Origin of the sequence: Gordonia sp. Swx-4, from assembly GCF_030316175.1 — a bacterium.
Lineage (GTDB): Bacteria > Actinomycetota > Actinomycetes > Mycobacteriales > Mycobacteriaceae > Gordonia > Gordonia alkanivorans.
Map to the genome: position 1 here is coordinate 5,150,038 of NZ_CP128197.1, position 26,749 is coordinate 5,176,786.

General features: G+C 66.7%; 22 protein-coding genes. 10 read left to right on the forward strand and 12 right to left on the reverse strand.

All coding sequences use genetic code 11. From position 1 onward, the window contains the following. Positions 1-33: 33 nt before the first annotated feature. On the reverse strand, positions 34-1,026 hold the full coding sequence (locus tag PWF70_RS23335; protein WP_006361129.1) for a stage II sporulation protein M: 993 nt from the start codon (positions 1,024-1,026) through the stop codon (positions 34-36). Between the two features lie 144 nt (positions 1,027-1,170). On the opposite strand from PWF70_RS23335, the gene PWF70_RS23340 reads away from it, so the two are divergent. After that, complete coding sequence (locus PWF70_RS23340) at positions 1,171-2,022, forward strand: RDD family protein (protein ID WP_006361130.1); 852 nt, start codon at positions 1,171-1,173, stop codon at positions 2,020-2,022. 42 nt (positions 2,023-2,064) lie between these two features. Here PWF70_RS23340 and PWF70_RS23345 read toward each other — a convergent pair whose 3' ends face one another. Both PWF70_RS23345 and PWF70_RS23350 read right to left on the reverse strand, forming a co-directional pair. Continuing rightward, positions 2,065-3,306, reverse strand: coding sequence for an amidohydrolase (locus tag PWF70_RS23345; RefSeq protein ID WP_006361131.1), 1,242 nt, complete (start codon positions 3,304-3,306; stop codon positions 2,065-2,067). A gap of 120 nt (positions 3,307-3,426) precedes the next feature. Further along, on the reverse strand, positions 3,427-4,617 hold the full coding sequence (locus PWF70_RS23350; protein ID WP_006361132.1) for an acyl-CoA dehydrogenase family protein: 1,191 nt from the start codon (positions 4,615-4,617) through the stop codon (positions 3,427-3,429). 72 nt (positions 4,618-4,689) lie between these two features. Between PWF70_RS23350 and PWF70_RS23355 the strand changes: the two genes are divergently transcribed. Further along, positions 4,690-5,022 carry a TfoX/Sxy family protein gene (locus tag PWF70_RS23355; RefSeq protein ID WP_006361133.1) on the forward strand — a complete coding sequence of 111 codons (333 nt, stop codon included), beginning with the start codon at positions 4,690-4,692 and terminating at the stop codon, positions 5,020-5,022. Positions 5,023-5,187: 165 nt separating this feature from the next. Beyond that, complete coding sequence (locus PWF70_RS23360; RefSeq protein WP_035753923.1) at positions 5,188-6,987, forward strand: alkyl/aryl-sulfatase; 1,800 nt, start codon at positions 5,188-5,190, stop codon at positions 6,985-6,987. A 24-nt stretch (positions 6,988-7,011) separates the two neighbouring features. Here the strand turns inward: PWF70_RS23360 and leuS are convergent, their stop codons facing one another. Continuing rightward, positions 7,012-9,909, reverse strand: coding sequence for a leucine--tRNA ligase (gene leuS, locus PWF70_RS23365; protein WP_035753922.1), 2,898 nt, complete (start codon positions 9,907-9,909; stop codon positions 7,012-7,014). Positions 9,910-10,040: 131 nt separating this feature from the next. Here leuS and PWF70_RS23370 point away from each other — a divergent pair, with 131 nt between their 5' ends. The 3 genes from PWF70_RS23370 (at position 10,041) to PWF70_RS23380 (ending at position 12,084) form a co-directional block, all read left to right on the forward strand. Further along, entirely contained in the window at positions 10,041-10,562 is a 522-nt protein-coding gene (locus PWF70_RS23370; RefSeq protein ID WP_006361136.1) for an SdpI family protein, read from the forward strand. 28 nt (positions 10,563-10,590) lie between these two features. Continuing rightward, a complete protein-coding gene (locus tag PWF70_RS23375) occupies positions 10,591-11,586 on the forward strand; it encodes a bile acid:sodium symporter family protein (protein ID WP_035753921.1) in 996 nt (331 codons plus the stop codon). Positions 11,587-11,664: 78 nt separating this feature from the next. Beyond that, complete coding sequence (locus tag PWF70_RS23380) at positions 11,665-12,084, forward strand: AlbA family DNA-binding domain-containing protein (RefSeq protein ID WP_286352789.1); 420 nt, start codon at positions 11,665-11,667, stop codon at positions 12,082-12,084. A 48-nt stretch (positions 12,085-12,132) separates the two neighbouring features. Here PWF70_RS23380 and istB read toward each other — a convergent pair whose 3' ends face one another. Both istB and istA read right to left on the reverse strand, forming a co-directional pair. Further along, the gene (istB, locus tag PWF70_RS23385; protein ID WP_006361228.1) at positions 12,133-12,918 is read right to left on the reverse strand and encodes an IS21-like element helper ATPase IstB; all 786 of its coding nucleotides are present in this window, start codon (positions 12,916-12,918) and stop codon (positions 12,133-12,135) included. Next, positions 12,915-14,426: an IS21 family transposase gene (gene istA, locus PWF70_RS23390; RefSeq protein ID WP_075863973.1), complete on the reverse strand. Its 1,512-nt coding sequence runs from the start codon at positions 14,424-14,426 to the stop codon at positions 12,915-12,917. The genes istB and istA overlap by 4 nt, the downstream gene beginning before the upstream one ends. 176 nt (positions 14,427-14,602) lie before the next feature. On the opposite strand from istA, the gene PWF70_RS23395 reads away from it, so the two are divergent. Then, positions 14,603-15,958: an ATP-binding protein gene (locus PWF70_RS23395; RefSeq protein WP_286352790.1), complete on the forward strand. Its 1,356-nt coding sequence runs from the start codon at positions 14,603-14,605 to the stop codon at positions 15,956-15,958. A 67-nt stretch (positions 15,959-16,025) separates the two neighbouring features. Here PWF70_RS23395 and PWF70_RS23400 read toward each other — a convergent pair whose 3' ends face one another. Beyond that, positions 16,026-18,068: a CocE/NonD family hydrolase gene (locus PWF70_RS23400; protein ID WP_286352791.1), complete on the reverse strand. Its 2,043-nt coding sequence runs from the start codon at positions 18,066-18,068 to the stop codon at positions 16,026-16,028. 248 nt (positions 18,069-18,316) lie between these two features. Beyond that, positions 18,317-18,910 (reverse strand): YqgE/AlgH family protein, encoded by a 594-nt coding sequence (locus PWF70_RS23405; protein WP_042378368.1) that lies wholly within the window; start codon positions 18,908-18,910, stop codon positions 18,317-18,319. Positions 18,911-19,077: 167 nt separating this feature from the next. On the opposite strand from PWF70_RS23405, the gene PWF70_RS23410 reads away from it, so the two are divergent. Beyond that, on the forward strand, positions 19,078-20,409 hold the full coding sequence (locus tag PWF70_RS23410) for an MFS transporter (protein ID WP_042378357.1): 1,332 nt from the start codon (positions 19,078-19,080) through the stop codon (positions 20,407-20,409). On the opposite strand, the gene PWF70_RS23415 is transcribed toward PWF70_RS23410, so the two are convergent. After that, positions 20,390-20,947 carry a hypothetical protein gene (locus tag PWF70_RS23415; RefSeq protein ID WP_042378355.1) on the reverse strand — a complete coding sequence of 186 codons (558 nt, stop codon included), beginning with the start codon at positions 20,945-20,947 and terminating at the stop codon, positions 20,390-20,392. The two genes, PWF70_RS23410 and PWF70_RS23415, sit on opposite strands and share 20 nt — an antisense overlap. Positions 20,948-21,051: 104 nt before the next feature. On the opposite strand from PWF70_RS23415, the gene PWF70_RS23420 reads away from it, so the two are divergent. Beyond that, complete coding sequence (locus PWF70_RS23420) at positions 21,052-22,143, forward strand: aminotransferase class V-fold PLP-dependent enzyme (RefSeq protein WP_006361143.1); 1,092 nt, start codon at positions 21,052-21,054, stop codon at positions 22,141-22,143. 11 nt (positions 22,144-22,154) lie between these two features. On the opposite strand, the gene PWF70_RS23425 is transcribed toward PWF70_RS23420, so the two are convergent. Next, the gene (locus tag PWF70_RS23425; RefSeq protein WP_042378352.1) at positions 22,155-23,684 is read right to left on the reverse strand and encodes a glycerol-3-phosphate dehydrogenase/oxidase; all 1,530 of its coding nucleotides are present in this window, start codon (positions 23,682-23,684) and stop codon (positions 22,155-22,157) included. A 13-nt stretch (positions 23,685-23,697) separates the two neighbouring features. Beyond that, positions 23,698-24,279 (reverse strand): TetR/AcrR family transcriptional regulator, encoded by a 582-nt coding sequence (locus PWF70_RS23430; RefSeq protein WP_006361145.1) that lies wholly within the window; start codon positions 24,277-24,279, stop codon positions 23,698-23,700. Between the two features lie 48 nt (positions 24,280-24,327). On the opposite strand from PWF70_RS23430, the gene PWF70_RS23435 reads away from it, so the two are divergent. Continuing rightward, on the forward strand, positions 24,328-25,257 hold the full coding sequence (locus PWF70_RS23435; protein WP_286352792.1) for a diacylglycerol/lipid kinase family protein: 930 nt from the start codon (positions 24,328-24,330) through the stop codon (positions 25,255-25,257). A gap of 22 nt (positions 25,258-25,279) precedes the next feature. Here PWF70_RS23435 and PWF70_RS23440 read toward each other — a convergent pair whose 3' ends face one another. After that, positions 25,280-26,722 carry a CCA tRNA nucleotidyltransferase gene (locus PWF70_RS23440; RefSeq protein ID WP_042378348.1) on the reverse strand — a complete coding sequence of 481 codons (1,443 nt, stop codon included), beginning with the start codon at positions 26,720-26,722 and terminating at the stop codon, positions 25,280-25,282. Between the last annotated feature and the right edge of the window lie 27 nt (positions 26,723-26,749).

Here is a 26,749-nt window from a genome sequence, read left to right on the forward strand (position 1 = left end):
TGTTCCTCTCGGGTGGATGCACTCCGTCCATTCCTACACGGTGGGCGCGGTGAGGCCTCGATCCAGCTCGGCGAGGTCGCCGGTTTCACCGGACTCGTGCGCACGACGTCCCGCGACGAAGACATAGGCCATGAACAGCAGCCAGGCGGTCACACCGATCCCGACACGCGCCCAGGTCGGAAGGGGAGAGGGGGTCACGAAGGCCTCGATGACGCCGCAGATCAGCAACACGACGACGAGTCCCAGGGCCACGCCGATCGCGGCGCGCCCCTCCTCACCGAGAGCGGCTGCGCGCGTTCGGTTCCCGGGTGACACCCACGACCAGAAGATCCGCAGGCCGACCCCCGCGGCGACGAACAGGCAGGTGAGCTCGAGCATGCCGTGTGGGAGGAGTAGCCCGAAGAACAGGTCGCCGCGGCCGTGCCGGATCATGATCGACGCGATCACCACCAGGTTCAGGATGTTGGTGTAGAGCATCCAGATCACCGGCAGGCCGAAGATGCCGACGACGATGCACATCGCGGCGAGCCAGAAGTTGTTGGTCCACACACGCGCCGCGAACGAGGTCGCCTCGTATTCGCTGTAGTAGCTCTCGAAGTCGTTGGTGACGAGACGCTCGATCTCCTGCGGAGAGGCGAAGGAACTCTCGATGCGCGGGTGCTCCAGAACCCACCAGGTCATGACGGCGGCGGCGAGCAGGCAGACACCCATCACGGTCAGCCACCACCACCGCATCCGGTACAGCGCGGCGGGGAAGGAGATGGCGAAGAAGTCGATGAACGTCGACCAGGTACTCACCCGAGTGCCCGACGCCCGACCGCGGGCCCGCGCCAACAACGCCGACAGATACGCGACGAGCGAGGCGTCGGGGGCCGAGGAGCGGATCACCGAAAGGTGGGTGGCCACGCGCTGATAGGTGTCGATGATCTCGTCGGCCTCGGCTCCGGTCAGCCGACGTCGGCGCGACAGCGTGTCGAGTCGTTCCCACGTCGCGCGATGCGCGGACACATAGGCGTCGAGATCCACTCCGCCAGCGTAACCGGCATCCGACCCGGTGCAGAGCGTGTCATTCGACGGGCGTCGTGGCGTGTGCTCACACCGCGCGGACCGCAGTAGGCGTCGTATGGTGAGGCGGTGCCGCCCGGATCGTTGCCACCACGACCTCCGGTGATGGCGGGTGCGCCGGTCCCGGTCGGGCCGCCGCCGACCGTCTGGGGTGGCGGTGTGTCGGCCACCGTCGGCGTCGGCCGCAACGACCTCGTCTCCGGTGAGGCGGTCGCGCTCGCACTACCGCCGGGCGGTCTCGGCTACCGGATTCTCTCGGGGATGCTCGACGTCGCGCTGGGGATCGCTCTGTGGCTGTTCCTCTGGTGGCTGTCCTACACGGTGACCGGTGACCTGAACGACGCGTGGCGGGGCACCGTCAGCACGTTGCTGCCCATCGTCAGCGTGATCGCCCTACCGACCGTCACCGAGACACTCACCCGCGGCAAGACCGTCGGCCATCTGGTGGTCGGGCTACGCACCGTGCGAGACGACGCCGGGCCCACCGGTTTTCGGCAGTCGCTGACCCGAGCGCTCGTCGGGTTCGTCGAGATGTACGCCTGCCTGGGTCTACCCGCGGTCATCAGCGCGGCCATCTCTCGAAAGAACAAGCGTCTCGGTGATCTCCTCGCCGGGACCTATGTGATCCGCGACCGCCACCGCATCGAGGAGCAGCATCCCATCGAGATGCCCGCCGGACTCGCCACGTGGGCGGTGTCTGCGGATATCGCGGCCATTCCCGACGAGCTCGCCGTCGTCATCCGCCAGTTCCTCAACGGTCGACATGGCATGAAACCCGAGCCCCGCGCGGTCGCCGCGCGCCGACTGGTCTTCGCCGTCGCTCCGTTCGTGGCACCTGCTCCGCCGCGGGATGCACCGTTCGAAGACGTGCTGTGCGCGATCATGGCCGAACGTCGACGTCGGGATACCGAACGCCTGGAACGCGAGGCACGGCTACGGGAACGGTTGTTGCGCTGAGCCGAGCGGGCCGGTTGCCTCAGCCTCTCGTCACCGAGACGGCTAGCGGCCCAACCAGGTACGAGCCGCGACGACCAGCGCCCGTACTCCAGTACCCAGCGTCGGATCGATCACCGGAGCGTAATGCGGAGAGTGGTTCGACGGCACTTTCAGCAGCGCCGGGTCCGTCAGGTCGCCGGTGGTGAACAGAGAAGGATCGGCTCCGCCCAGCAGCCAGTACGAAAGAGGTGCACCACAACTCGTGGCCAGGATGCCTACGTCCTCACTTCCCGCACCTGCCCCCGGGTCGAGGATGTTGGACGCACCCAACCAGTCCGTGAAGGCATCCAGGGTCGTGCGCAGCGCGTCCGGGTCGTTGGTGACCACGGGAAAGCGTTCGATCTCGGTGATCGTCGGCTCGTCCGGCGCGCCCGACGCCGCCGCCTCGCCACGCACGATGCGCTCGACGCTGTCGAGAATCTTGCCGCGAACGGTCTCGTTGTAGCTGCGGATGTTCAGCTGGATCTCGGCCTCACCCGGAATCACATTCGCGGCGTCACCCGCGTGGATCGATCCGACGGTGAGCACCGCGGTTGCGGTACTCGGGATCTCCCGCGAGATGATGGTCTGCAGCCTCAGCACCGTGGCCGCGGCCAGCACGATGGGATCCACCGAGGCCTCGGGCATCGAGCCGTGTGCACCCCGGCCCACCAGCTTCACCCGCAGTGAATCCGACCCGGCGTACGAAGCTCCCGGGTGTCCGGCGATCTTGCCGGCCGGCAGCGGTGAGACATGCTGACCGAGCACGACGTCGGGCTTGGGAAAACGGTCCCACAAGCCGTCGTCGACCATCGCCTGCGCGCCGGCACCCAGCTCCTCGGCGGGCTGGAACACCAGGACAACCGTGCCCGACCATTCCGACGTAGCGGAGGCGAGGATGTCCGCCGCGCCCAGCAGGCATGTCGTGTGCAGATCGTGGCCGCAGGCGTGTGCGACCGGAACCGTCTTACCCGTGTCGTCGGTGGCCGTGACGGTGCTGGCGTAGTCGAGCCCGGTGTCCTCGCGGACGGGTAGGGCATCCATGTCCGCGCGCATCGCGATCGTCGGACCGTCACCATTACGCAGGACACCGACCACACCGGTCCTGCCGACACCGGTGGTCACGTCGAACCCCGACGCTCGGAGCCGATCGCCCACCAGACCGGCGGTGCGGTGCTCCTGAAAGCCGAGCTCCGGGTGTCGGTGAAGGTCTTTGTAGAGGTCCTCCAACGAGGGATCGATGCGAATGCCTGCAGGTGCGGTCATGTCAGGACCTTCCGACGGGAGTCGTCCGGACCGAATGCCGGCCCAGCCTCCATCGTCACACGCAGTTGTTCTCGTCCGTGCCGCTTTGGGAACCCGAGCGTCGTAGGACTGCCCAAGACCTCACTTCAGGTCGGTGCTGGACTTTCCCAGAACGCGGCGGGCGATGATCAGCTGCTGGATCTGCTGAGTGCCCTCGAAGATGTCGAGGATCTTCGAGTCACGTGCCCACTTCTCGAGGAGGGAGGTCTCCGAGAAGCCTGCTGTCGCACCGATTTCCACGGCCTTGTTGGTGATCTCGGTGACCGTGCGCCCCGCCTTGGCCTTCGACATCGAGGCCTCGGTGGAGTTCGGCTGGGCGTTGTCGGCCATCCAGGCGGCCCGCAGCGTGTGCAGCCACGAGGCCTCCCACTCCGATTCGAGGCGGATGAATTCGGCGACGGTCGCATGCTGGGCGGCTGCCGGCCGGTCGTAGTCGATCTCGTGGCCGGCCTCGTCGAGCATCCGGCGGAGCTCCTCGAGGGCGGCGCGGCCCAGGCCGATCGCCATGGCCGCGACGACGGGACGGGTGTTGTCGAAGGTCTGCATGACCCCGCCGAAGGCCTTCTTGGTGTCGATCTCCGGCGAACCGAGCAGATTCTCGGCGGGGACGCGGGCGTTCTCGAAACGGATCACGGCCGTGTCGGAGGCCTTGATGCCGAGCTTGTGCTCGAGGCGGGCGACCGTCACGCCCTCGGTGGTCATCGGGACGACGAAACTCTTGATGGCCGCGCGGCCCACACTCTTGTCGATGGTCGCCCACACGACGACGTGATCAGCACGCGAACCGGCGGTCACGAAGATCTTCTCGCCGTTGATGAGGTAGTCGTCGCCGTCGCGGGTTGCCGTCGTCGACACCGCCGCGGAGTCCGACCCGAAACTGGGCTCGGTGATGGCCATCGCCGCCCAGACGTCGGAGAACTTCTCGAGCTGTTCGGGGTTGGCGACGGCCGCGATGGCGGCGTTGCCGAGTCCCTGGCCCGGGATCGAGAGCAGCAGGCCCACGTCGCCCCAGCTCATCTCGAGTGCGGAGATCAGGCCGCGCATGTTGGCGCCGTTGACCGACGGTCCGTCGTCGCTGCTCGACGAGTCGGCCGCCTTCTCCGACCCGCGTCCCTGCTTGGCGAGCTTCGCCAGGTCGTCGAGTTCCGTGGGGTATTCGTGCTCGGCCTTGTCGTACTTGCGTGAGATCGGCCGGAAGATGTGCTCGGCAGCCAGATGGGTGCGCTCGACCGTCGAATCGAACTTCTTCGGGAGCTCCAGGTTGATCGCCATGGCATGACCTTACTGCTCGGTAAGTTGGTTGCCAAGTCTTTCCCCGTCACACCCGCCGAATAGCCTGGAGACGTGGCTTACGACGAGGAACTCGCCTTCCGCATCCGCGCGCTGCTCGCGGCGGAGGTCGGCGTGGACGAGGTCCCGATGTTCGGCGGCCTGGCCTTCCTGATCAACGGCAACATGGCCGTCACCGTGAGCGGCAAGGGCGGGATCATGGTCCGCGTGCCGCCCGAGGAGACCAGCACCCTGCTCGAATACCCGCACACCGCGCCGATGCACATGTCGGCGCGCGAGACACTCGGCTGGCTGCGCGTCTTCGAGGATGGGATCGCGTCCGATCGGCAGCTGACGCGCTGGGTGACCATCGGTGCCGACTACGCCAGGAGGCTCCCGCCGAAGTGAGACGGGAGCTCGGCGGCGACGGGCGTCAGCCGGGCATTGACGAACCCCCACGTTCCGGGCACCCGGTGCGAGATACTCGTGATTGCGATTCGAACGTGATGGCGTCGGGAACCGAACATCGATCTGAGCCGCGCAGCCCGCGGGCCTGCCGGTGGAGGAGTCCCGATGTCTGCCGATTTCTCCGACCAGACCGACTTCGACAATGCCACCCGCGGTCTGATCGGGGTACTCGACCCGGCCGTCGTTCACGGCGGCGACGGCCGAGTGGTCTACGACGCCGCGGGTTTCGCGGAGGCGACCGTCGGCGACTGCCCCGACACCGTCAACCCCAGTCTGTGGCGGCAGGCCCAGCTGACGTCAGTGCACGGGTTGTTCGAGGTGACCGCCGGTATCTATCAGATCCGTGGGTACGACCTGTCGAACATGACGATGGTCGAAGGGGACACCGGTGTGGTGGTGATCGACCCCCTGGTCTCGTCGGAATGTGCAGCGGCCGGCCTCGCCCTCTACCGCGAGCATCGTGGTGACCGTCCGGTGAGCGCGGTCATCTACACCCACTCTCACGTCGATCACTTCGGCGGCGTTCTCGGTGTCGTCGACGCCGACACGACGGTGCCGATCGTCGCGCCCGAACACTTTCTCCAGCATGCCGTCTCCGAGAACGTCTACGCCGGCACCGCGATGCTACGGCGCAGCATGTACCACACGGGGATCGTCCTGCCCGTCGGTGCAACCGGAACCCTCGGTGCTGGCCTCGGGCCCAGTACATCCACCGGCACAGTGGGTTTGATCGCGCCGACGCTCGACATCACTCACACCGGACAAGAGGAGACCTTCGACAATGTCCGGATGGTCTTCCAGGTCACGCCGGGAACGGAAGCCCCGTCGGAGATGAACTTCTGGTTCCCCGATCACCGAGCACTGTGTCTGGCAGAGAACGCAACTCACAATCTCCACAACCTCCTGACACTCCGTGGGGCACAGGTCCGCGACGCCCGTGTCTGGTCCCGGTATCTCAGCGAGGCGATCGAGATGTTCGCCTACGACTCCGATGTCGCGTTCGCTTCGCACCATTGGCCGACCTGGGGGACCGACGAGCTGCTCGTCTATCTGACCCAGCAGCGCGATCTGTATGCATACCTTCACGATCAGACGCTACGGCGACTCAATCAGGGCCACCTCGGCAGCGAGATCTCCGAAGACTTCCCGATGCCGCCGGCTCTCGATGCCGCCTGGCACGCCCGTGGGTACTACGGCTCGGTCAGCCACAACGTCAAGGCCATCTATCAGCGCTACCTCGGCTGGTACGACGGCAATCCGGCGCACCTGTGGCAGCATCCACCGGAAGCCGCCGCCGCACGTTACGTGCAAGCGCTCGGCGGCGTCGAGGCGACGGTCGCCAAGGCGAAACAGTTCGCCGACGACGGGGATCTGCGATTCGCCGCAGAACTCGCCGGTCATGCGGTCTTCGCCGAGCCGGACCATGCCGGCGCGAAAGAGTTGCTCGCGCAGGTCTTCACGACGTTGGGTTACGGCGCCGAGTGCGCCACCTGGCGCAACAACTTCCTCGTCGGAGCCGACGAACTCGGTGGGCAGGTCCATGCCGCCCCGATCAACGCATCCGGGGTTTCCTCAGCGCTCACCGTCACACAACTCTTCGACAGTCTCGCCATCCGCCTCGACGGTCCACGGGCCTGGGACCTGTCGTCCTCGATCCGTTGGCATTTCACCGATCTCGACGAGACCTACCGGATGGAACTGTCGAACGGAGTCCTGATCCACCATCCGACGCGGCGGCAGGATCCCGCCGACCTCGTCGTGACACTCACCAAACGCGATCTGCTCGGACTTCTCACCGGCGCGTCGGCCGACGGTGTCGGTCTCGAGGGCGACACGTCGGTGATCGGGACCATCATCGGACTGATCGACAACCCCGACCCAGGGTTCGCGATCGTGACGCCGTGAGCGTAACCGTTGGATCGAGAGGCGTCAGGGGACGATGTTGACCATGCGGCCCGGGACCACGATCACCTTGCGCGGCTCGGCACCGTCGAGGAGAGCGGCGATCTTCTCGTCGGCGAGGGCGGTGGTACGCAGGGTTTCCTCACCGGCGTCGGCGGCGACCGTGATGCGACTGCGAACCTTGCCCTTGACCTGAACCGGGATCTCGATGGTGTCCTCGACCAGCCAGGCCTCGTCGGCCACCGGGAACGGCGCACGGACGACGAGGGTGTCGTGGCCCAGGCGGTGCCACAGTTCCTCGGCGATGTGCGGTGCCAGCGGCGCGAGCATGATCACCAGAGCTTCGACGGCATCCCGTGGGGCACCGGTCTTCTCGAAGTTCTTGGTGAGGTGGTTGGTCAGCACGGTCAGCTTGGCGACGGCGGTGTTGTTGCGCAGCGCGTCGTAGTCCTCGCGGACACCGGCGATCGTCTTGTGCAGCAACCGCTTGGTGTCGTCGTCGGACTCGGCGTCGGCGACCCGCGACGCGCCGGACTCCTCGTCGACGACGAGACGCCAGATGCGCTGCAGGAAGCGCTGCGAGCCGACGACGTCCTTGGTCGCCCAGGGGCGGGACTGGTCGAGCGGGCCCATGAACATCTCGTAGACGCGCAGGGTGTCGGCACCGTAGTCGCGGCAGATGTCGTCGGGGGTCACCGAGTTCTTCAGTGACTTGCCCATCTTGCCGTACTCCTGGTTGACCTCTTCACCGTTGTAGAAGAACGTGCCGTTCTCCTCGGTGACCTCCTCGGCCGGCACGTAGATGCCGCGCGAGTCGGTGTAGGCGTACGCCTGGATCATGCCCTGGTTGAACAACTTTCGGTACGGCTCGCGGCTGGTGACGTAACCGAGGTCGAACAGGACCTTGTGCCAGAACCGCGAGTACAACAGGTGGAGCACCGCGTGCTCGACACCACCGATGTAGAGATCGAGGCCACCCGGGTCGTTCGGACCGTGCAGCTCCGGACGCGGCCCCATCCAGTAGGCCTCGTTGTCCTTGTCGCACAGGGTGTCCTGATTGGTGGGGTCGATGTAGCGCAGCTGGTACCACGAGCTGCCCGCCCACTGCGGCATGACGTTGGCGTCGCGGGTGTACGTCTTCGGACCGTCACCGAGATCGAGTTCGACGGTCATCCAGTCGGCGGCTTTGGCCAGCGGCGGCGACGGCTCGCTGTCGGCGTCGTCGGGGTCGAAGGAGACCGGCGCGTAGTCCTCGACCTCCGGGAGTTCCACCGGCAGCATCGATTCCGGCAGGGCGTGCGGCTGACCGTCGGCGTCGTAGACGATGGGGAACGGCTCGCCCCAGTACCGCTGACGGGCGAACAGCCAGTCCCGCAGCTTGTACTGGATCTTGCCGGTACCGACGCCGTCGGCCTCGAGACGCTCGACGATGGCGGCCTTGGCGTCCTCGACGTTCAGACCGTTCAGGAAGTCGGAGTTCACCAGCGGACCGTCGCCGACGTAGGCCTCGGCCTGCACATCGGTGTCGGAGCCGATGACCTCGATGATCGGCAGGCCGAAGACGGTCGCGAACTCGTGGTCGCGGGAGTCGTGCGCCGGGACCGCCATGATGGCGCCGGTGCCGTAGCCCATGAGGACGTAGTCGGCGATGAAGACCGGAACCTGGTGTCCGTTCACCGGATTGATCGCGAAGGAGCCGGTGAAGACACCGGTCTTCTCCTTGTTCTCCTGGCGCTCGAGATCGGACTTCGCCGCGATCGACGCACGGTAGGCGGCGATCGCCGACGCCGGATCATCCGCGCCGCTCCCGGCGCCGCCGGTCCAGCGGTCGTCGGTGCCCTCCGGCCACGCGTCGGCGGTCAGCGCATCGACCAGCGGGTGCTCGGGTGACAGCACCATGTAGGTGGCGCCGAACAGGGTGTCGGGGCGGGTGGTGAAGACCTCGATGTCGCCGACCCCGGGCGCACTGAACCGGACCTGGGCGCCGCGCGAACGGCCGATCCAGTTGCGCTGCATGGTCTTGACCTTCTCCGGCCAGTCCAGCAGGTCCAGGTCGTCGAGGAGACGGTCGGAGTAGGCGGTGATCCGCATCATCCACTGCCGCAGATGCTTCCGGAAGACCGGGAAGTTGCCGCGGTCGCTGCGGCCGTCGGCGGTGACCTCCTCGTTGGCCAGCACGGTGCCCAGACCGGGGCACCAGTTGACCAGCGAGTCACTCAGGTACACGAGACGGTGGTCGTCGATCACCGCGGTGCGCTCGGCCGGGGAGAGGTCCGCCCAGGACTTGCCTGCGTGCTCGCCGGTGAGTTCGCGGGTGCCGGCGACGAACTCGTCGACCAGCTCGGAGATGCGTCGGGCCTTGCCCTGATCGGCGTCGAACCAGGCGTTGTAGATCTGCAGGAAGATCCACTGTGTCCAGCGATAGAAGTCGACGTCTGTGGTCGCGACACGACGACGCTCGTCGTGGCCGAGGCCGAGGCGTCGGATCTGACCCAGGTAGCGCTCGATGTTCTGCTCGGTCGTGGTCCGCGGGTGTGTGCCCGTCTGGACGGCGTACTGCTCGGCGGGCAGACCGAAGGAGTCGAAGCCCATCGTGTGCAGAACGTTCTTGCCGGTCATCCGCTGGTAGCGCGCGAAGACGTCGCTGGCGATGAAGCCCAGCGGGTGGCCGACGTGCAGACCCGCGCCCGAGGGGTAGGGGAACATGTCCTGGACGAACAGCTTGTCGGGGGCGTCGGCGCCGCCGCCGCCGAACGCGCTCAGGTCACCGGCCAGCGGTCCGACGGGGTTGGGTGCCTCGTAGGCATGCTCGTCGGACCAGGTCTGCTGCCAGCGCTGCTCGAGCTCGCCCGCAACCTCCGCGGTGTAGCGATGAGCGGTGGCGCCGGCGGAGCCGTTGGTGCTGGTGGTGTCGACTGAAGTCACCCGACCAGGGTAAATCCTGGGCCCGACCAGCCTGAAATCCGGTCAGCCCGTCACCCGCGACCGGGCGCGTGCCTCTATGAGGTGCAGCTCACCGACCATCCTCGATTCGGTTGCGCGGTGGCCGCGGTCGTATGCTGTGGGTCGTGAATGCCCTGTCCGTCGCCGTTGCCGTGCTGCTCTTCGCGTTGGCCGGGCTCTGGGCCACGGTCGGGGTCCGCGGGCTCCGCGGCTCACTCCCGCGCAATCGCCGCTTCGGCGTTCGTACCGACGAGACCATGCGCTCCGACGAAGCCTTCCGCGTCGCCAATCGCGTGGCCGCACCGGGCACCCTCGGCGCCGGCGTGATCCTCGTCCTCGGCGCCGTCGCCACCCTCGCCGTCGACGGCGGCTGGTCGATCCTGTTCGGTGTGGTCGCCCTGGTCGCCGCGCTGGTCATCATCGGCTTGGTCAGCGCCATCGGGGTCCGCGCCGCCGCCACCGTGCCGGCCGAGGACGCGGGTTGCTCCTGCTGCTCGGGACACGACGACGGCCACAGCCATGCCGAGCCGGCCGGGGAGCAGGGCACCTCCGAGCCCGCCGCCGACTGCGGCACCAGCAGCTGCGGTGCATGCTCGCTGCGCGGCGTCTGCTCGAGCGACACCGCGCAGGCCTGACCAGGCCTGCCGCCGGCAGCTCGGACGTATGCGCACGCTCAAGAATCTTCTCGACCGCTCGCCGATCGACGGATTCATCCTCGCGATCGTCGCCGCGGTGGTCGTCGCCGCTTTCCTACCCGTCCGCGGGGCCGCCGGAGAAGTCCTCGACTGGGTCGTGATCTTCGCGATCGGCGCCCTGTTCTTCCTCTACGGCACGCGGCTGCACCCCCGAGAGGCCCTCGAGGGTCTGAAGCACTGGCGCCTGCACGTGACGATCCTCGCGTTCACGTTCGTGGCGTTCCCGATCATCGGTCTGGCCCTGAAGCCGGTCGTCGAGCCGCTGATCGGTTCCGACCTCTACGCCGGACTGCTGTTCCTGTGCCTGGTGCCCTCGACCGTGCAGTCGTCGATCGCGTTCACCTCCATCGCGAAGGGCAACATCGCCGGCGCGATCGTCAGCGCCTCCGCGTCGAACATCCTGGGCGTGTTCCTCACCCCGCTGCTGGTGGTCGCACTGATGCACAACACCGGCGACGCGAGCATCGACGCGACGTCGATCCTGAAGATCGTCGCGCAGATCCTGGTGCCGTTCGTGGTCGGTCAGCTGGCTCGGCCGTGGGTCGGGCCGTTCTTCGCCCGGCACGCCAAGATCACCAAACTCGCCGACCGCAGCACCATCGTCCTCGTGGTCTACGTCGCCTTCAGCGAGGGCGTCGTCAACGGCATCTGGTCGTCGGTCGACGCCGCACAGGTGATCGCCGTCGCGGTGATCTCGCTACTACTGGTGCTGATCATGCTCGTCATCACCGGCTGGGTGCCGAAGAAGCTCGGCTTCGACCGCGCCGACACCATCGCCATCCAGTTCTGCGGCACCAAGAAGAGCCTCGCCACCGGACTGCCGATGGCCACCGTCCTCTTCGCCGGCTCGACCGTCGGCCTCATCGTCCTACCGCTGATGATCTTCCATCAGATCCAGCTCATCATCTGCTCATGGCTGGCGACGCGGTACGGACGTGAGGCGGAAGCGATCGAGGCCGGCTAGCTGACGCAGGCACGCTACTTTGACGAAACTTTGGGGCAAATGACACTTTGTCACTAGCCCCAAAGTAGGATCAAAGTCATGTCCGGTATCGATACTGCTCTGTATAAAGTTCGCTCAGGTACCTTTGCTGACTCGGTTGAGTCTTCGACCCTGGACTTCAAGACCGAGAAGCAGGGTGGGTTCAAAGAGACCGCGGTGGATCTTGCGGAAGCATGCGTGTGCTTCGCGAACTCGACCGGCGGAATAGTTGTACTCGGGATCAAGGACAAGCCGGGAGGGGCCGATGCATTCGTCGGAACGTCAATCAACGCCGACAAACTGCGATCCGCGATCTATGACCGCACCGAACCCCACCTGACAGTGAGTATCGAAGAAGTTCACTACGAGGGTTCGCGGCTACTGCAGATCACAGTGCCAGAGGGCCTCGAAGTGTACTCAACGTCCCAAGGCGAGTACCGCCAGCGCTGGATGTCTGAGTGCTGTCAACGGCCAGTTTGATGTCCCCGCTGGTGGCCAGGTAAAAGTCCCCACCCTGTGCGGGATGTTCTAGGTGGGTGGTACCTCCGTTCGGTGTGTCATGCGGTAGGAGTCGCCGTCGGTGATGACGATGGTGGCGTGGTGTAGGAGCCGGTCGAGGATGCTGGCGGCGGTGGTGTGTTCGGGCAGGAATCGTCCCCATTGTTCGAAGGGCCAGTGGCTGGCGATCGCGAGAGAGCGGCGTTCGTAGGCGCCGGCGACGAGCCGGAACAGTAGTTGGGTGCCGGTGTCGTCGAGTGGTGCGAATCCGATCTCGTCGAGGATGAGCAGATCTTGGCGTAGCAGGGTGTCGATGGTTTTGCCGACGGTGTTGTCGGCCAGTCCGCGATACAGGGTCTCCACGAGGTCGGCGGCGGTGAAGTACCGCACTTTGTGTCCGGCGTGTACTGCGGCGATCCCCAGCCCGATCAGGGTGTGACTCTTGCCAGTCCCGGCTGGGCCGATCAAGGCCAGATTGTGTTGGGCTCGAACCCATTCCAGTGAGGATAGGTATTCGAAGGTGTTGGCCGGGATGGAGGATGCGGCCACGTCGAACGATTCCAGGGTTTTGGTGACCGGGAACCCGGCAGCTTTGAGTCGGTTGCGGATGTTGGAGGCATCACGAGCGGCGATCTCGGCTTCGACCAGGGTCCGCAGCACTTCTTCGGGTGTCCATCGCTGGGTTTTCGCGGTGAGCAGTACCTCGGGTGCGGTGCGGCGGATCGAGGCGAGCTTCAATCGGCGTAGCGCTTGGTCGAGGTCGGCCGGTAGTGGCGGCACTGTTGGTGCAACTGATGTCGATGTTGTGGTGGTCATGACACCTCCTTGTCGCCGGCGCCGAGCTTGTAGGCATCCAGCGAGCGGGTGGGCGCGGTAGGCAGGTGCCCGAGCAGTGCTGTGCCGGCCGGTCGCGGGTTGGGGGTGCCGGCTCCGGCATCGAGGATCGAACGCACATCGGCGGCCTTGAACCGTCGGAATGCCACCGCCCTGGTCAGGGCGGTGAGCACCTGTTCGTGGCCGTGGGAGGTGACGAGCCCGAGGATGTCGTCGAGTTCACCGCTTAGGCGGGTGTTACCGATCGCGGCGGCACCGACCAGGAACTGCTCAGCAACCTCACCGAGAGCGCAGAACTGCTTCTCTGCTGCGGTTTTGGGTCGTGGTGCACGACTGGGCGGTGTGCGTGGCCCGCCGTAGTGGTCATCGTTGAGGACGACCTCTCCGGGTGCGGCCAGCAGATGTTCGGCGATCACCTCGCCTGAGGCGGGTTCGGCGATCAGGAGCCGTTCACCGTCCTGGATGAGGGTCACGGTGGTGCCGATGAGCCGGTTGGGTACCGAGTAGCGGGCCGAGGCGTACCGGATACATGAGAGGCGATCGACCTTTCGGGTGACCGGCGGTGGGCCGACTTGGGCCCGCAGAGATGGCAACGTCGACAGCACTTCTCGTTCCACATCGAGTTGCTCAGCAGGCACGCACAGTGTGTCGCTGTGGCGGCGGGTGTTGACCTCGACACACCAGTCCCGCGCGGCCCGGTTCGCTGCGTGCACATCCAGCTGCACGTCGTCACGACCAGCGGCGATCTTGGCTTCGGTCCACAACGGTTGCGCCAGATCTGACTGCGCGTACCCGCAGAGGTTCTCCACGATCCCTTTCGATTCCGGATCGGCGCCGTGACAGAAATCCGGGGCGAACCCGTAGTGGGTGGCAAACCGCACATACGAGGGGGTGGGTACGACGACGTTGGCGACGACTCCACCTTTGAGGCAGCCCATCCGATCAGCGAGTACCTTGTTGGGTACTCCACCGATCTCCTCAAAGGCTTCAGCGATGAATCCGAGTGTGGTGGTGGATGTTTCATTGGTGGCGAACCGAACGAACCGCCAGCGTGAGAACGCCAACACCGCGCAGAACATGTGCAGGCCGCCGATCACGGCCCAATCGATGACCAGGTAGTCACCCGGAGCCCACACTGCCGGGCGACGCCCACGATGGTGATCACGGCGCCACTGTGTTTTCTCCTGGGCGACGAGACGACGGAAGTTGCGGGCCGAGCCTGCATAGCCCGCCGCTCGCGCTACTGGTAGCAGACGTTTGGCGGTGATCCGGCCGTGTGACCGCTCGACTCGCTCGGCGACCAGCTCGGCGACGGTGTCGTAGTTGCGGGCCCGTTCCTTGCGATCGGGTGGTTGATCGTCGGCCTCGAACCGGTCGACCACACGTTTGACGGTCTTGTGGGTGGTGCCGCACACCTCGGCTGCGGCGCGATAGCTTCCGAGTTCTCGGTAAGCAGAAATGATGTCCATACGGTCCTTCGCAGACTTCAATGGAACTCCCAGGCGGTGATGGTGATCGGTTGGCACCTTCACCGTCATCGCCTGGGCCCTCAGTTCCGGGTCGACACGACGAACACAGGGTGGGGACTTTTATCTGGCCACCAGCGGGGACCTCGACCTGGCCACCAGTGGGGACTTTCTCATGGCCATGGACAGAGTGCCGTCCTATGGATCCGGGCGCGGTCGCGCGATTGAGTGACGAACGGCGCGGAAACGACTGGTCTGCAGAATCATCGGGCACTCCGATCGACGCAGTCGACACAACCGCAATAGAGAAAGTCCGTGAGCTCCTGCGTCTGACCGACGACGACGCCAGGGTTCACTTGTCACGCTCTAGCCCAGCGGAAATCGTGCGTCGACTCGGGTTAGCAGCGGACGACGGATGCCTCACAAGGGCAGGCGAGATCCTCCTTGTCGAGAAGTCGTCAAGTGGCCCACAAGAGCTACTCGTTTATCAACACCGCCGCACCCCCAGCGGCGAAGCCGACTTCAGTCGCCGATGGGGCACGCCGCTGGTGACAACCTTCGCCGAGGTCCTTGAGGTGATCTCAGCCCGTCTCTCTGTCACACCCATAACCGTTCGCTCGGGCCAGCAACTCGCAATCGAGGACTTCTCGTCGATCGCCATCCGCGAAGCGCTCGCCAACGCCCTGATCCACCGCGACCTACGCGAAAACCAGCCAGTCCAAGTACGCCACTCGCCCGCAACGCTGAACATCAATTCCCCTGGCCCGCTAGTAGCTGGCGTCACTCCAGACAACATCCTCACGCGTGGAACGAAACCGAGATACCCATCGCTCGCCAAGGCCTTCAACACCCTCGGTTGGGGGGAATACCTCGGCCAAGGAGTAAATCGGATGTTTCGCGAAATGGCGCGAAGCGGACGGCCTCTGCCCGAAATCCAGAGTTACCCCGACCGCGTAGAGGTGCTGTTCAGGGGTGCCCCACCAAATATCCATGTCGCTCGACTGGTTGCAGAGCTGCCCGAGGACTTGAAGAACGACACCGACACTCTGTTGATACTGATGCGATTGTGCGCCAAGAAGAGTGTGACCGCGCAGCAAATAGCGCCGATCATCCAACGTTCGGTCGAAGATGCGGAGTCTGCTCTTCGCCACGCAAGCCAATCCGAGGTCGAGCTTGTCGAGCCCACAGCAGGGACGCGAAATCGCAAGTATCCCAATTACAGATTCCGTGGCGATGTACTCGCTCGCCTTGGCCCTGCGGTCGCCTATCACTCTCGTACAAGCGGCGAAGTCGACCGGAAGATCATCGACCATGTCCGGGAATACAACTCAATAAACAACGCGACAGTTCAGCGTCTATTCGACATCGACGTTTACGGTGCGCGCGACATTCTCAAGAATCTTGTCGGGCGTGAAGTCCTAACCCGGGTATCCACTCAGACCCGTGGCAAGGCCGTGAAGTACGGACCGGGACCGAGATTCCCCGCGAAGAAGACAAGACGGAAGCAAACCTCCAAGGGTGAATCGCTCACACTGTTCTCGGACGGCTCGGAGTAGCTGCTTCGATCACGACGGTGGGAGTGAATCAACATCGTCGGGCCCGTTCTGCGAGTACGCCAAAGCGTCAGCCGATAGGCGTCGAGACCGGCAGGTTCACGAAGCTCGGCCGGTTCGGGTCGAGCTGGATGTGCTGCGGCCTCAGTCCGGACTCGTTGAGCAGCGGCCGAAGCGGCAGTCCGCGCGGGAAGTTCATCGCGAAGACGTCGACGCGCAGTCGGTGACCGGGCTTCACGATCGCCTCGGTGGGCAACAATCCGATGTCGATGCTGACCGGTCGTCCCGGCGCCACCCGCTGTCGTGTTGACAGGGTAAGGTTGTAGAACGGGTCGATGACATCGCCATTGGGTGCGAATTGTGATGTCGCACGGTCATATCCGCGCAGGGACGCCACCACCTGGCCGGAGGTGATGACCTTCGACGTGCCATCGGGTGCGACGTCGTTGAGGGTGGCCGTCCAATAGCCGTCCGTGGCGTCGAGCACGGTGTTCAGCCGGACGTTCGAGTAGCCGGACACGCTGCGGGTCGTCGTCAGCGGGGGAGTGGTGAACGTCAGTGCGGCGCGCTCGGAGATCCGGGCGTCGTCGGAGCAGCCCGGGAAGATCGCCAGCGCGCCGGCCATCTGCTGCGCGGCGTCGCGCGAACACACGGGTGCGAGGCCGGGGGCGACGGTCATGCGCGCCCGCGACTGCGGCGCCGTCGGGGTCAGGCTGCCGTCGCGGACCGCATACGGGGCGGTACCGCTACGACGGTCGCTCAGGTAGAGGCGCTGGCGTTCCATCCCGGCGCGCGGGAATTGCCGCGCGGTGATCCAGGAGTCACCGACCTGCTTGAGGTTCACCGGACCGTAGGAGTCGATGCCGTTGTCGATTCCCTTGAGCCACTTGTCGAACCACGCCTTCTGCAGCACGTCGAGCCGCGGCGGCGTGCCGGCACGGCCCTGCTGGCCGCCACCGATGGTGAGGTGATAACCGTCGCCCATGATCAGCTGCTTCTTGCCGGGGGGCAGCGGGATCTTGTTGTACATGCGGACTTCGGAGTTGGTGAACAGGTCGAACCAACCGCCGTAGATGAACGTCGGCGTGGTGATGTTCTCGGCGCGGTCGAGCCAGGCCGTGCGCGGCTCGGAGTCGGTCTCCAGCAACTCCTTCAGCTCCGGCGGCACCGACGCGATGTCGGGGGTGAAGAGGCCGGCGAGGAGTTGGGGATAGAAGGTGAGCGGATCGGCGATCCGGTCGGCCAGCCACTTCCAGTCGAAGGTGCCGTTCAGCATCGACGCCACGTTCGGAACCATCTTGGTGGTGTTGACCAGCGTCAGCCAGAGGGGGAGGAAGCCGACGCCGAGTGCGCCGCCGGGCGCCACGATGTCGCGGATGAGATCGCCGCCCGGTTCGACCGGGAAGATCGCCTTGAGCGCCTTCGGGTTCTTGTTGGCGGCCTGGATCTGGTTGATCGCCGAGTAGGAGACACCCGACATGCCGACCTTGCCGTTGGACCATCGCTGCTTCGACGCCCAGTCGATCACCTCGACGGTGTCCCGCTGCTCGCGGTCCTGGAAGACATCCCACTTGCCCTGGGAGAAGCCGGTTCCGCGTACGTCGACGACGACCTGTGTGTAGCCGCTGCGGACGAGGTCGAAGTCGACGAGGAAGGTCTTGGCGCCGCCGTCACGGATGGTGTGTGCGATGTCGTTGATGCCGTCGATCGGGGTGCCCGACAGATTGATCGACCGGGCGAGCTGCAGCAGGAACGGTTCGAGCACCGGATGCTGGGTGACCGCGGAACCTATCGAGCTGATCAGCTTGGTGTACGGGGTCATGTTGACGATGACGGGGGTCTTCGTCGACGTCGGCCGTTCGCGGGCGTCGGCGGGCCGGTAGACGTTCGCCCGCAGGACGGTGCCGTCGCTCATCCGGATCGGCACGTCCCAGCTGACGTTCACGCCGGCGTAGGGTTGCGGGCCGTCGTGGCTCGCGGCCCAACGCGCTGCCGCCGACCCTCCCGTCGGACCGCTCGGCGCGGCGCCGGCGACAACGGTCGGCGCGACCAGCACCGCGACGAGTGCGATCACCCCCGCCAGCAGACGAACACTCTTCGACGACCCGCCCATACACACCCCCGCGTGTGATTCGCCGCGCCGACGGTCGTGCGTCGTCGCGGCGATACCTGATCAAGCGATCACAACTTAGCATCGGTGGTGATGTGGGTCACCAGCGGTCGGCCAGGTGCTCGCTGGTTTGGTTCGGCTCACCGGGCCTTCGTGGCTCGTCGCTTTCGCTCCTCGCACCTCAGGCAGCAGGGGTGCGCCCCGCGGAGCAGCACGACAAGGGGTGCGCTCCCGCGGATCAACGGGCACGGTCAGTTGAGGCTGAGGTCGATCGGGTGCGTCGCGAGAAGCGGCAACGGCCACGGTTGCCGGCGCAGGATGTCGAACCAGACGTCGGCGCCGGGCGGGGCGAGCAGGTCGCGGGGGAGTGCCGAGGCGAGCATCCAGCTGAACTGGTCGAGCTCGTCGTCGAGCTGACCGATTCCCCATCCGCTGTAGCCGGCGAAGATGCGCACACCTTCGAGGACCTCGGACAGCGGTTCCGGGTCGGCGTCGAGGTCGACGAGGACTACGCGGCCGTCGACGGGACGAAGAGCGGGATGGTCGTCGACGTCGTAGCCGTGCTTCATCACGCCGAGGCACAGTGCCGCGTCCTGCTTGACCGGGCCGCCGATGTAGAGCGCGCGAGGCGACGCCGCGATGTCCGTCCACTGCGGCAGCAGGTTGTGCACCGCTGTCTGGCTCATGCGGTTGAGGACGACGCCGAGACTGCCTGCCTCGTTGTGCTCGATGACATAGATGACCGTGCGCGCGAATGTCGGTTCGATGAGATCGGTCGACGCGATCAGCGCGGTGCCGGGACGGACGCGCTGGGTGGGATCGGCGTCCCAGGGGACACCGGGCATGCGACCACTGTCACCGCTGCCCGCCGAAGGATCCCCGGAGCGGAATTCCGGTGTGGGATCGTCTGCGTCGTCACCGCCGGCCACTCAGCCATCATCGCACGTCCGTCGAGTCCCGGGGTCGGCGCAGCCGACGGACCCCACCGGCGTCGGTGAGTACGCTTGAACGGGTGAACAGCACCGAGGTGAGCCAAAGCCGCGGGTGGTCGGTGTTCATCCATTCGCTCCGTCACTCACCGGGTCTGGGACGGTTGCTGTTCGTCCGTCTCTCGAGTCAGGTCACGGACGGGATCTTCCAGGCAGCGCTCGTCGGGAGCATCCTCTTCAACCCCGAACGTCACGCGGATCCGCTGGCCGTCGCGGGCGGTCTCGCAGTGCTGTTGTTGCCCTATTCGCTCATCGGTCCGTTCGCCGGAGCGCTGCTCGATCACTGGGATCGACGCAATGTGCTGATGTACGCGAACCTGTTGCGCGGCGCGATCATCGGACTCGTCGCGATCGCGGTCGCATCCGGCGCACCGGACCTGGTGGTGCTGGTCTCCGCACTCGCCGCAACGGGTGCGAGCCGGTTCGTCGCCGCGGGTCTGTCCGCCGGACTCCCGCACGTGGCCAGACGCGAGGTGATCGTGGCGACCAACGCGTTGTTCACGACGCTCGGCGGCGCAATGCTCAGCGTCGGACTCGGGATCACGCTGGGTCTGCGCGCCATCTTCGGCGACGACAACTCGGGCAGTGCGCTCACCATGCTCGCCGGCATCGTGTTGGCTGTCGTATCCGGCGGTCTGGCGCATGGATTCCGACCGCTGCAACTGGGTCCCGACGAACCCGACGATCCGGGCAGGTCGGCGTTCCATGCGGTCTCGGTCGGCCTGTGGCACGGCGCCCGGGCGGTCGCGACCCACAAGACGGTGGCGGCCGCACTGTCGGCCATCGGCGCCCACCGACTCGTGTTCGGCATGAACACGTTGATGATCCTCGTGCTGACCCGGCAGATGGGACCGGGCGACGGGCTCGACCGCGTCAGCCTCGTCATCGGTTTCACCGGAGCAGGTGCCCTCCTCGCCGCGGTGATCACCCCGATCGCGGTGGCACGCGTCGGGCGGTACGCCGCGCTGATGTGTGCACTGGGCGTCGGAGCCGTCGCCGAGGTGACCGTCCTGGGATTCCACTTCGCGGTCATCTGCGGATCGGCGTTCGTGCTGGGTCTGATCGGCCAGGTCGCCAAGCTGTGCGGTGACGTCGCGATGCAGGTCGACGTCGGCGACGCGGTACGCGGTCAGGTGTTCTCCGTGCAGGATGCCGTGTTCAACATCGCCTACGTCGGCGCGGTCACCATCGCGGCACTGGCGATCCCCGTCGACGGCCACGCCACCGTGCTCGTCGTCCTGGGTGTGGTGCTCTACCTGCTCGGCATGGTGGCGGTGCGCGCCCTCTACAACCGTGCGGAAGAAGCCGGTGAACCCGCGGCCGGTCCACGGGCGGTCAGCGACCCCGCCGCGTGAACCGCGGGTCCCGCTTGTCGTAGGCCGCGTCGGCGACCCCGTCTCCGTTCAGGTCCACCAGCACCGTGTCCGTCACACCGTCCCCGTCGGCGTCGACATACAGGCGCTCGGCCGTCAGCCGACCTCCCTTCTCGGCCCCCACCAGTTCGAGGTCGGGGGATCCGTCCGCGTCCAGGTCGAGGCGCAAGTCTCTCGGCCCGTCGGGTTCCCCTGACCCGTCGGCCTCGGGGGAGCGGGCCTCCGGCGAGCCGGATTCGCCAACCACCCCGACGCGATCGACGGCACGGTCCCACAACCCCGCGCCGGAGTCGCGGTAGAAGGCGTCCGGCTCCCCGTCCTCGTCGGTGTCGAGAGCTGCCACATCGGCGATGCCGTCGCCGTCGGTGTCCCACATCGCGTCGTCCCGACGGCCGTCACCGTCGAAGTCGAGGCGGACCGCGTCGGGCCCGGAATCGCCGAGAGCGGTGTCGGCAGGAGTGGACCAGCGGGTCGTCGAACCATCGCCGGGCCCGAAGAAGTACTCGATCACCGGGTCCATGCGTTCTTGGACGCATGCACCACCCCGGCCGGTTCCATCGATCCCACGCCACATCACCCCCGGCGTGTGACCGAGCCCGTTCGTACCCGGTAGGTTGAGGCCCTATGTACGTCAGCGACCTCGGCGAGCAATGGCATGCAGCGCGGCTGAAACCCGCCCTCGCGCATCTCGACTCCGCATCCGCCGGGCGATCGTCGTACGGCGTGATCGGCGCGATGACCGCTCACCTGTGGCGTGAGACCGAACGTGGCTCCTACGTCGCCGCCGACGACCGCGCCGAGGAAATCGCCCGCGACACACGCAATCTGGCCGCCCTGATCGGGCACACGCCCGACGAGATCATCTTCCGCGAGAGCGCCCGTGCAGCCCTGCGCGCCCTGCTCACCAACTGGAGTCTCCCCGTCACCTCGACGGTGTGGGTGGCGAAGAACGAGTTCGGTCCCAACCTCGAGGAGTTCGAGCGTCGCGGCTATGCCGTCCGCACGATGCCCGACGCCGACGTCTACGGCCACGTCGACACCGATGCGCTCGAGAACATGCTGCAGTTCGAGCAGCCCGACTTCATCCACATCTGCCACATCGGGTCGATGTCCGGCGCGGTGCAGCCGGTCGCGCGGATCGTCGAGCTGGCCCACCGCGTCGGCGTGCCGGTGGTGGTCGACATGGCCCAATCCGTCGGGCACGTCCCCACCGTCACCGGCGCCGATGTCGTCTACGGCACCAGCCGCAAGTGGCTGGCCGGCCCGCGCGGTGTCGGTTTCGTCGCGGTGCGCCGAGACTCCCTGCGACCGGTCGAGATCGACGGATCCGACGCATTCATCGCCGGCCGCCTCGGACTCGGCATCGCGGTTCGCGAACTGCTCGACGTCGGACAGCAGCGGGTCTTCCGCGAGCTGGCGATGATCGGCAGGGTCACCCGCGAGCGACTGCACGGCATCGCGAGCTGGGAGGTCGTCGAACCGCTCGACGAGCCGTCGGCGATCGTGACCCTCGCGCCGCCGCCCGGGTGGCAGTTCGAGGACGTCGCCACCGCACGGGAGAAGCTGCTCTCGCTCGGCATCCTGGTCACCGCGGCGGGCACCTGGCGCGCACCACTGGCGGCCGAGACGCCGGTCCTACGCCTCAGCCCGCATCTCGACGCGCAGCGCGAAGACCTCGACCGTCTCGCAGATGCGTTGCGCACCATGGGGTATTGAGCGCGGAGCGCTCAGCCCAAGACCCGACCCACGATCTTCTCGATCTCCGGTCGTGCCAGATCGGCGTCGCGCCGGACCAGGCCGATCCGTGTCCGCCGGTGCAGGACATCGTCGACGCCGACCGCGCCTTCGTGCGTGACCGCGAACTCGATCTCGGCGCGGGTGACGTCGATGCCGGGGGCGATCGGATCCAGCGGTCGGTCCACCGTGGCCGTCTCGACGACCGTCGGGGCCTCCCCGCCGAGGCGCGCCACCAGCGACGCCGGGAGTCCCTTCTCGCGCGGGTCGCGCAGGGCTCCGACCAGCGCGGTCGTGGTGGTGACACACTCACCCGCGGTCAGATCGGTGGTGGTCAGGGCGGCGTCGACCGCGTCCTCCGCCATCCGGCGGTAGGTCGTGAGCTTGCCGCCGAGCACGGTCACCAGTCCGTCGCCGCGAACCCGGACGTGGTGCCGGCGCGAGACATCGGCGAGGCCGTCTGATTCGGCGCCGGGGGTCCCGCGTTCGTCGATGAGCGGCCGCAGACCGGCGTAGACGCCGATGATGTCGGAGCGGTCGAGGGTCCGGGTCAGGGCGGGGTTGATCGCATCGAGCAGGAAGTCGATTTCGGAGTCGTCCGGTGTCGGCACATCGGGAATCGCGCCCGGCGCCGCGACGTCGGTGAGGCCGATGTAGACCCGACCCAACTGTGCGGGTAGTGCGAAGACGTACCGGGACAACGACTTTCCGACCGGGACGGTCAGTGCGGCGGTCGGGTTCCCCAGGGCCGTCGCGTCGACGACGAGATGGGTTCCGCGGCTGGGTTGGACGGCGATCGAGTCGTCGACCGCGCCGGACCAGACGCCGGTGGCGTTCACGACCATCCGCGCGCCGACGTCGAAGCTCTCACCCGTGAACACATCGCTGAGCGTGGCACCGCGCCCGTCGACCCGGTCGGCGCGCGTGTACGTGCAGATCAGCGCACCGTAGGCGGCCGCGGTGCGCGCCACGGCGACGACGAGCCGGGCGTCGTCGATCAGCTGCCCGTCGGTGGTCGAGATCCCGCCGCGGAGTCCGGCCGGCGACAGGGTCGGGCAACGGCCGAGGGTCTCCATGACCGACAGTCGCGACGGCGGCGGCAACAGCGCACTCGGCGTTCCGGCGTTGCGGCGCAACAGATCTGCCGCACGCATCCCGAATCGCAGCACCGAGCTCTGCCGTTCACCGCGGTCGGGGAGGATCTGTCTGAGCGGAGAGATCAGATGTGGCGCAATGGATGTCATCAGGTGATGGCGTTCGACGGCACTCTCCCGGGCGATCCGGAGATCACCTTTCGCGAGATACCGCAGACCACCGTGTACGAGTTTGCTGCTCCAGCGTGACGTACCGGTGGCCAGGTCGCCCTGCTCGACGAGGGCGACCCGCAGGCCGCGGGTGGCCGCGTCGAGAGCGACACCCGCGCCGGTGATCCCGCCACCGATCACCAGCAGATCGAGGGGCCCAACACTCGATGCCATCGACTCCAGAGCGCGACCGCGGGTCCGCGCGGACAACGTGGCCATCAGCAGGACGTCCTCATGGCGCGGGCCTCAGATAGCCGGCGATGACGCCGTGGAGTTCGGTGCTCCAGCCCTCGGCGAGGATGTCCGACACCAGCGCCCCGGATTGCAGGAAGCTCTGCGCGATCAGCAGCACCATCGACGCCATCCGCTTGGCGTCACCGGCACGCACCTGCTTGCGTCCCTGCCCTTGGGCCAGCATGTCCGCCAGCAATGCGAGCACACCCTGCTGACTGGTGCCGAGGCGTTCGAAGACGTACGGCGCCATGAAGTCCCGCTGTTCACGCCACAGGGACGAGATGAGGTCGCTGTCGCGCAGCGCCCCGACCACCGTCACCACCTGGTCGGCGAGTGCGTCGAGGTCCTGCGGCTCGCCGCGCTCACCGATCACGTGGTCGACGATGGTGAGAACCTCACGGGTGAGCAGATCGCGGATGATCTCGGTGATGTCGGGCCAGCGCCGATAGACGGTGGGTCGGCTCACCCCTGCTTGGCGGGCGACCTCGGAGACGGTCACCTTGCGGCCGCCACTACGCAGCAGGCAGACCCTGGCCGCGTCCAGAACGAGATCCCCGATCTCCTCGTTACGGATTGACATGATGTGTAACACTGTAACGGATCACACAATCGGCGGGGGGCCGACCACATGACCATCCGACACGTCACCATCGTGGCCAGTCCGTATGCGCGGCACGGAGCCGGGCTACACGTGGCGCAGGACGCCGCCGGCCTCCTGAAAGCACAGAACGTCGCGGTCGACATCATCGTCGGGGAGGACATGGCCGATGCCGCCGACCTCGTCGGAAAGGCCGCTCGGGGAGACACCGACGTGTTGGCCATCGCCGGCGGTGACGGCACCATCCGCCTCGCGGTCGAGGCCAGCATCGGTTCGGGCAAGCCACTCGCCGTCATCCCCGCCGGCAGCGGCAACGACTTCGCCCGCAACCTGCACATCCCGCTCGACACCGCCGAAGCCGTCCAGGTGATCCTCGACGGCCACCGACGACCCGTCGACCTGGGCCGCGTCAGCTTCCCCGACGGCCGCACCGCCCTGTTCGCCACGGTCGCGGCCACCGGCTTCGACGCCGCGGTGACCGCGCGCGCCATCGACATGCGCCGGCCCCGGGGACAGTCGCGGTACACGATCGCCGCATTGTTCGAGCTCATCGCCCTGCGGTCCCGGCACTACCAGGTGCGCGTCGACGACGACACCGTCGAGGCCGACCTCATCTTCGCCGCGATCGGGAACACCACCTCCTACGGCGGCGGCGGCATGAAGATCACCCCGAAGGCATCGGTGTCCGACGGGCAGCTCGACGTCACGCTCGCGAAGATTCCGCCGCGGTTCGCCCGGCCGACGCTCGCCCGCGTCTTCCCGAAGGTGTTCGCCGGCACGCACGTCGACCATCCGCTGGTGCAGACAATGCGCGGCGCCGAGGTCGAGCTCTACTGCGACCCGCCCGCGCTGGTGTCCGTCGACGGTGATCTCGTCGGTGAACTGCCCGCGGTGTTCGAGGCTGTCCCGCACGCGATCGAGGTCTTCACGCCGCCGACGCCGGCACCGACGCCGAGCTGACGGGTACTGCTCCTCCCCGCGCCTACTTCTCCCCTCGCGCTGCCCACCACTCCCCGAGCGCCTGTTCGGCCTCCTCGTGGCTGAGCGGTCCGCGGTCCAGCCGGAGTTCTTTCAGATACCGCCAGGCCTGGCCGACGATCGGTCCGGGCGGGACACCGAGCATCTCCATGATCGCGTTGCCGTCGAGGTCGGGGCGGACCTTCTCCAGGTCCTCGGCCTCCTTGAGGGCTGCGATCCGCTGTTCGAGGTTGTCGTAGTTCTGCTGTAGCCGGCGGGCGCGTCGCTTGTTCCGCGTCGTGCAGTCGGCACGCACCAGCGTGTTGAGACGGTCGAGCAGGGGACCGGCGTCGTTGACGTAGCGCCGTACGGCCGAGTCGGTCCAGGCACCGTCGCCGTAGCCGTGGAACCGCAGGTGCAGGAACACCAGGTCCGCGACGTCGGAGACGACGGCCTTCGGATACTTCAGCGCCCGCATCCGCTTGCGCACCATCTTGGCACCGACCACCTCGTGGTGGTGGAAGCTGACCCCGCCGCCGGGTTCGTGGCGCCGGGTCGCGGGCTTGCCGATGTCGTGCAGCAGTGCCGCCCAGCGCAGGACGAGGTCGGGATCGCCCTCCTCGAGGTCGATCGCCTGCTTCAGCACTGTGAGTGAGTGCTGGTAGACGTCCTTGTGCTGGTGGTGCTCGTCGATGGTGAGCTTCATCCCGGGGATCTCGGGCATCACCCGTTCGGCCAGACCGGTTTCGACCATCGCGTCGATCGCGTCCAGGGGGAACTCCCCGCAGATGAGCTTGTCCAGCTCGGCGCGGACCCGTTCGGCGGTGATGCGGTCGATCTCACCGTTCATCTCGGTGATGGCCTGCCACACACGTGGCGCGAGCCCGAATCCGAGCTGCGAGATGAAACGGACGGCGCGCAGCATGCGCAACGGATCGTCGCCGAAGGACTGTTCCGGTGTGGCCGGGGTGTCGATCATCCCGGCCAGCAACGCGGACATACCGTCGAGCGGATCACAGAAGTCCTCGGCGCCCGTCGCACCGATACGTACGGCCATCGCGTTGACGGTGAAGTCACGGCGGATCAGGTCGTCGTCGAGGGTCTCGCCGAAGGTGACCTCGGGATTCCGGCTGACCTGGTCGTAGCTGTCGGCACGGAAGGTGGTGATCTCGATCTGGTGCTCACCCTTGCGGATGCCGACCGTGCCGAACTCGATGCCGACATCCCAGAAGGCGTCGGCCCATCCCTTGAGGAGGCGGGACACCTGCTCGGGACGAGCGTCGGTGGTGAAGTCCAGGTCGTTGCCCAGCCGACCCAGCACGGCGTCTCGCACCGAGCCACCGACCAGGTACAACTCATGACCAGCCGCCGCGAACAACTCCCCGAGGGGAGCCAGGACGTCGCCGAGCTCCCGGAGCGCTATCGCCGCTGCAGCCAGCAGCCGCGTCTTGCGGTCCGGATCCGACACCGACGGCCGTACATCCGACGGAGAAGA

Excerpts from the sequence above, each read along its gene's own strand:
- PWF70_RS23360 (WP_035753923.1), top strand. The coding sequence starts at position 5,188 with ATGTCTGCCGATTTCTCCGACCAGACCGACTTCGACAATGCCACCCGC.
- PWF70_RS23340 (WP_006361130.1), top strand. The coding sequence starts at position 1,171 with ATGGCGGGTGCGCCGGTCCCGGTCGGGCCGCCGCCGACCGTCTGGGGT.
- PWF70_RS23370 (WP_006361136.1), top strand. The coding sequence starts at position 10,041 with ATGCTGTGGGTCGTGAATGCCCTGTCCGTCGCCGTTGCCGTGCTGCTC.
- PWF70_RS23405 (WP_042378368.1), bottom strand. The coding sequence starts at position 18,910 with ATGCCCGGTGTCCCCTGGGACGCCGATCCCACCCAGCGCGTCCGTCCC.
- PWF70_RS23425 (WP_042378352.1), bottom strand. The coding sequence starts at position 23,684 with ATGGCCACGTTGTCCGCGCGGACCCGCGGTCGCGCTCTGGAGTCGATG.
- istB (WP_006361228.1), bottom strand. The coding sequence starts at position 12,918 with ATGACCACCACAACATCGACATCAGTTGCACCAACAGTGCCGCCACTA.
- PWF70_RS23380 (WP_286352789.1), top strand. The coding sequence starts at position 11,665 with ATGTCCGGTATCGATACTGCTCTGTATAAAGTTCGCTCAGGTACCTTT.
- PWF70_RS23345 (WP_006361131.1), bottom strand. The coding sequence starts at position 3,306 with ATGACCGCACCTGCAGGCATTCGCATCGATCCCTCGTTGGAGGACCTC.
- PWF70_RS23395 (WP_286352790.1), top strand. The coding sequence starts at position 14,603 with ATGGATCCGGGCGCGGTCGCGCGATTGAGTGACGAACGGCGCGGAAAC.
- PWF70_RS23375 (WP_035753921.1), top strand. The coding sequence starts at position 10,591 with ATGCGCACGCTCAAGAATCTTCTCGACCGCTCGCCGATCGACGGATTC.
- PWF70_RS23420 (WP_006361143.1), top strand. The coding sequence starts at position 21,052 with ATGTACGTCAGCGACCTCGGCGAGCAATGGCATGCAGCGCGGCTGAAA.
- PWF70_RS23430 (WP_006361145.1), bottom strand. The coding sequence starts at position 24,279 with ATGTCAATCCGTAACGAGGAGATCGGGGATCTCGTTCTGGACGCGGCC.
- PWF70_RS23400 (WP_286352791.1), bottom strand. The coding sequence starts at position 18,068 with ATGGGCGGGTCGTCGAAGAGTGTTCGTCTGCTGGCGGGGGTGATCGCA.
- PWF70_RS23350 (WP_006361132.1), bottom strand. The coding sequence starts at position 4,617 with ATGGCGATCAACCTGGAGCTCCCGAAGAAGTTCGATTCGACGGTCGAG.
- PWF70_RS23435 (WP_286352792.1), top strand. The coding sequence starts at position 24,328 with ATGACCATCCGACACGTCACCATCGTGGCCAGTCCGTATGCGCGGCAC.
- PWF70_RS23415 (WP_042378355.1), bottom strand. The coding sequence starts at position 20,947 with ATGGACCCGGTGATCGAGTACTTCTTCGGGCCCGGCGATGGTTCGACG.